General features: G+C 68.9%; 6 protein-coding genes. 2 read left to right on the top strand and 4 right to left on the bottom strand.

Features of this window, described 5'->3' with window-relative positions; translation table 11 throughout:
• Positions 1 to 60: 60 nt before the first annotated feature.
• Entirely contained in the window at positions 61 to 843 is a 783-nt protein-coding gene (locus RMP09_RS17795; protein WP_310567312.1) for a UPF0149 family protein, read from the bottom strand.
• 247 nt (positions 844 to 1,090) lie between these two features.
• Between RMP09_RS17795 and RMP09_RS17790 the strand changes: the two genes are divergently transcribed.
• The gene (locus RMP09_RS17790; RefSeq protein WP_310567311.1) at positions 1,091 to 1,882 is read left to right on the top strand and encodes a PEP-CTERM sorting domain-containing protein; all 792 of its coding nucleotides are present in this window, start codon (positions 1,091 to 1,093) and stop codon (positions 1,880 to 1,882) included.
• 179 nt (positions 1,883 to 2,061) lie between these two features.
• Positions 2,062 to 2,313 carry a hypothetical protein gene (locus RMP09_RS17785; RefSeq protein WP_310567310.1) on the top strand — a complete coding sequence of 84 codons (252 nt, stop codon included), beginning with the start codon at positions 2,062 to 2,064 and terminating at the stop codon, positions 2,311 to 2,313.
• Positions 2,314 to 2,329: 16 nt separating this feature from the next.
• Here the strand turns inward: RMP09_RS17785 and RMP09_RS17780 are convergent, their stop codons facing one another.
• From RMP09_RS17780 to RMP09_RS17770, 3 genes are all read right to left on the bottom strand, one after another.
• The gene (locus RMP09_RS17780) at positions 2,330 to 2,722 is read right to left on the bottom strand and encodes a glutaredoxin family protein (protein ID WP_310567309.1); all 393 of its coding nucleotides are present in this window, start codon (positions 2,720 to 2,722) and stop codon (positions 2,330 to 2,332) included.
• Complete coding sequence (locus RMP09_RS17775; RefSeq protein ID WP_310567308.1) at positions 2,719 to 3,189, bottom strand: putative toxin-antitoxin system toxin component, PIN family; 471 nt, start codon at positions 3,187 to 3,189, stop codon at positions 2,719 to 2,721. The genes RMP09_RS17780 and RMP09_RS17775 overlap by 4 nt, the downstream gene beginning before the upstream one ends.
• Positions 3,186 to 4,051, bottom strand: an 866-nt coding sequence (locus RMP09_RS17770; RefSeq protein WP_409559751.1) for a class I SAM-dependent RNA methyltransferase, incomplete at its 5' end; no start/stop codon positions are given. The genes RMP09_RS17775 and RMP09_RS17770, both read right to left, overlap by 4 nt.

Here is a 4,051-nt window from a genome sequence, read left to right as displayed (position 1 = left end):
GCAGGCCCAGCCCCCTCGGGGGGCAGCGACCCGCGCAGCGGCGGAGCGTGGGGGCGCTATTCAAGCGCCGTGGCACTTCTTGTATTTTTTGCCGCTGCCGCAGGGGCAGGGGTCGTTGCGGCCGGGGGTGGCGTCCCGGCGCACCGGCTCCGCGCGCGGACCCAGGCTCTGCCAGATCTGGCGCAGGTCGTACACCGCCCACAGGGCCGAGCCGAACGCGTTGGCACGGTCCTCGCTCACGCTCGGGGGCCCGTCTTCGGCGTGCAGGTTGAAGGCCGGCTTGCCCGTGTCGTCCTCGGTCAGCGCCACGACGGCGTCCAGCGCCTCGTCGATCCAGCCCGCGGTCTCCTTGTCGCGCGGGGCTTCCCATTCCTCGGGCCAGTTCTCCACCACGAACATGAAGCCCAGCGCCCACACCTGGCCGTAGGCCGGCAGGGCCTGCTCGGCCATCTCGGCCTGCTCGGTCTCAGGCAACAGCGCCACGGCGCCGCGCACGTCCATCACCTCCGGGTGGTAGCAGCGCTCGTCTTCGAGCGACTCGACGCTGGCGTTCAGCGCATCGGCCACCTCGTTCCAGCGGCGTGTCCAGAGCGTCATGAAGCGCTCGGACTGGGCCGCGTCGGCGAAGCGGTTGTCGTCCGCCCCGTCGCCCACGCCCAGCAAGATGGGCAGGAACTCATCGGGCAGGATCAGCCGGCGCGTGCACAGCAGCGCGGCGATGGCGCCTTCGCAGAACTCCCATTGCGGCACGTCCTCGCCCCGCGAACGCAAGTCGTCCAGGATGTCTTCGAGCACGTCGAAGTCGGGGCCGTCCAGGGGGGGCAGTGTGGGGGTGGCGGTCATGGCAGGACTCGGTCTGGTGATGTGAAAACGGCGGCCAGTGTAGACGCTGCGCTGCGCACGGACCGCTCAAAGCCCGGCAAGGCAGCGGGATCGCGTCGCCGAACAAAGTGTCGGAATTTTTGACAAATCCATGTCTTTTGACCTGCCATGGGGCCAGCCTTCGCGCACAACGCTTTGATTTATATGGAAACTTCAATGGGGCACAACCTTTGCTTACACTTGCAACAATTGAGTACAAGGTACACAGATGCATCCCAAACACCTCTTTTCCGCCTTCGCCCTGAGCAGCCTTCTCGCCACCCCGGCCATGGCCGACGTGGTGATCGCCAGCGACAACTTCGACAGCTACACCACCGGATCGGCCATCAACGGTGCCAGCGGCGGCACGGGCTGGGCCGCCGGCTGGGTGGATGCCGGCACGACCAACGGCCTGGTGACCACCGACGCCGCCATGTCGGGCAACGCCCTGCGCATCACGGGCAACGCTGACGCGGCAGCCGTCCGCAACCTGGCCAGCGCGGTCAGCGGCAACGTGATCATCAGCTTCGACTTCCAGTTCGATGCCGGCAGCATCAGCAACAACGACTTCCTGGGTCTGTGGTTCGGCAACAGCACGGGGCCGAACATCGGCCTCAAAGCCAACTGCGGCACGGGCTCGTGCATCAACGACCTGTTCGTGCGCACCAGCGGCAGCGACGCCGGTGGCAATGTGCAGGACATCGTGCTGGGCACCACCTACACGCTGATGGGTTATCTGCAGAAAACCGGCACGTCGAATGTCTACAACCGCTTCGACTTCTGGCTCAACCCCACCGCCCACGAAATGGCCACGCTGACCGGTGCCGACGTGTTCGACACCGGCGCGTCGTCCATCGGTTCGTTCACCCAGATCGGTTTCCGCACCGCAACGCTCGGGACAGCAGACGCCCTGCTGGTCGACAACCTGCGCATCAGCCGCGTGCCCGAACCCGGCACCCTCGCCCTGCTGGGGCTGGCCCTGGCCGGTGTGGCGGTCAGCACACGCCGCCGCCAGCGCTGATCCCCCCTCCGCACCAGCCATCGGGCCGGGTCACCTGCAAGGGTGTCCCGGCTTTTTCTTTGCGGTCGCTGCGGTGCGCACCGCCTCGACACCGCCAAGCAGCGGGACCGAATCCCGCGGTGGAGAGGGGTCTGGCACCAGCCGGCATACTCGGCGGGGCCCACTCGCCCTCCCTCACCATGAACCCTGCCCCCAGCCCCAGCCCGCTGAGCCTGCGCCCCGTCAACGCGGGCGTGTTCGCCGTGCACGACGCCGCAGGGCAGCACGTGGGCAACCTCAAGCGCATCGGCGCGGTGTGGAAATTCAAGGCCGTGGGCTACACCGCCGCGGGTGAGCCAGAGCCCGGCGGCGGCCCGCTGACGGATCGGCACAACACGGTGCTGGATCGGCCCGACGCGGCCGAACTGAGCGCGCGCCTGCTGGCCGACTGAGCCTCAGGCCACCGCCTCAGGCAACGGCAAATCGCCCGCGCAGGTAGGCGATGATCGCGGCAGAGTCGTAGAGCCACTGGCTTTGCCCGCTGGCATCGGTGATCTTCAGACACGGCACCTTCACAGCGCCGCCACCCTGCAACAGCTCGGCGCGGTGTGCCGCGTCGTGTTGCGCGTCGCGCCGCGCGATGGGCAGCGACAGGCGCCGCATCTCCTGCCGGACCTTGATGCAGAACGGGCAGGTGCTGAACTGGTAGAGCGCCAGGTTCTGGCACTGCAGGTTCACGGTGGTCTGCCGCGCGGGCTCGCGCACCACGCCGCGCGGCTGGGTCAGACGTTCCTTGAGCAGCATGACGGGACCCAGCACGGCGCGCAGGGTTTTGAAGAAGGCACGGATGACGGGTTTCATGCGGGGGTCTCAGTGGTTTCGGGGGTGGCGTTTTCGGGGGTCGCGGGCAGCCATTGGCGGTGCACCGCCACGCCCAGCCGGGCCAGGCGCTTGGCCATGCACAGCACGGCCTTGTCTTTGCTCAGCAGCACCGCCGTGTGCGCGACGGCGAGGTCGATGAATTTCTGGTCGTCGCCGTCCTTGCAGGTGTAGGGCGCCTTGGGTGCGCTGTCCACGATCTGCGTGCGCGCGTCAAAGGCGGCGAGGATGGTGTCGGCGCTCAGCGCCCGGGCGTCCATGCGCTTGACCACCTGCGGGTAAAGCAGCACGCGGCGCAGCTCTTCGCGCATCACCGCCGTGGCCAGCCAGCGCGTCGGCGCCTCGGCCAGCAGCGCGCGCAGCGGCACGGTGGCCGGGTCTTCGTACAGGAAGAGGTCGAGCACAACGTTGGTGTCGATCACCAGCGTCACCGGCTGTGCCGTGCTCATGCCGCGGGCGGTGCGGCGTCGGGGGCCCGCCGGGCGGTCAGGTCGAAGCGGAACAGCCGGCATTCGATCGGACCGTTCCACATCGGCACGCGGCGCGACTCCTTGAAGCGCATCTTGCCGGGCAGCTTGAGGTCAGGCGTGAGCAGCCAGGCGCTCCAGCCGGCGTAGTGGCTCTTCCAGTGCGCGGCGAGCTGCTGGAAGAATTCGCTGCCGTCGCCGCCGTCGGCCATCTGCGCGCTCTCACGGCCCAGGCCGGGTGCGGGGGGCGCGGCTTTGCCGGCGGTGAAGACGCGCGGGGCGCGCGGCTCCAGGCGCTGTGCGCGGGCGCTGGCGTTTTCACCAGCGACGCCGGCCGCCGCGATGCGCTCGCCATACGGCGGGTTGAGCAGCAGGATGCCCGGCGTCTTCGTGGGCGGCTGGCGCTGCAGCGCGTCACCGCCGCGCAGCTCCACCGCATGGGCCACACCGGCGCGCTCGGCGTTGCGCTGCGCGAAGTCGACCATGCGGAACGCCACGTCGCTGCCGAAGACGATGGGCGCATGGCCCTCGGGCCAGTCGCGGATGCCGCGCTCGGCCTCGTTCAGGATGCCTTCCCACACGTGCGACTGATAGGGCACCAGCTTTTCAAACGCGAAGCGGCGCACCATGCCGGGCGGGATGCGCAACGCGATCTGCGCTGCCTCGATCACCACCGTGCCACTGCCGCAGCAGGGGTCGTACAGCGGGGTGATGTCGTCCAGCGTCTTGGCGCTGCCGCCGTTCCAGCCGGTGGCCGCGATCATGGCCGCGGCCAGGGTTTCCTTCAGCGGCGCATCGCCCTTGTCCTCGCGCCAGCCGCGCTTGAACAGCGGCTCGCCCGAGG

The sequence above is a fragment of the Hydrogenophaga sp. genome (assembly GCF_031426985.1).
GTDB lineage: Bacteria > Pseudomonadota > Gammaproteobacteria > Burkholderiales > Burkholderiaceae_C > Hydrogenophaga.
Note: the sequence above shows the minus strand (reverse complement) of the source record. Positions and strands in the feature narration are given on the sequence as shown.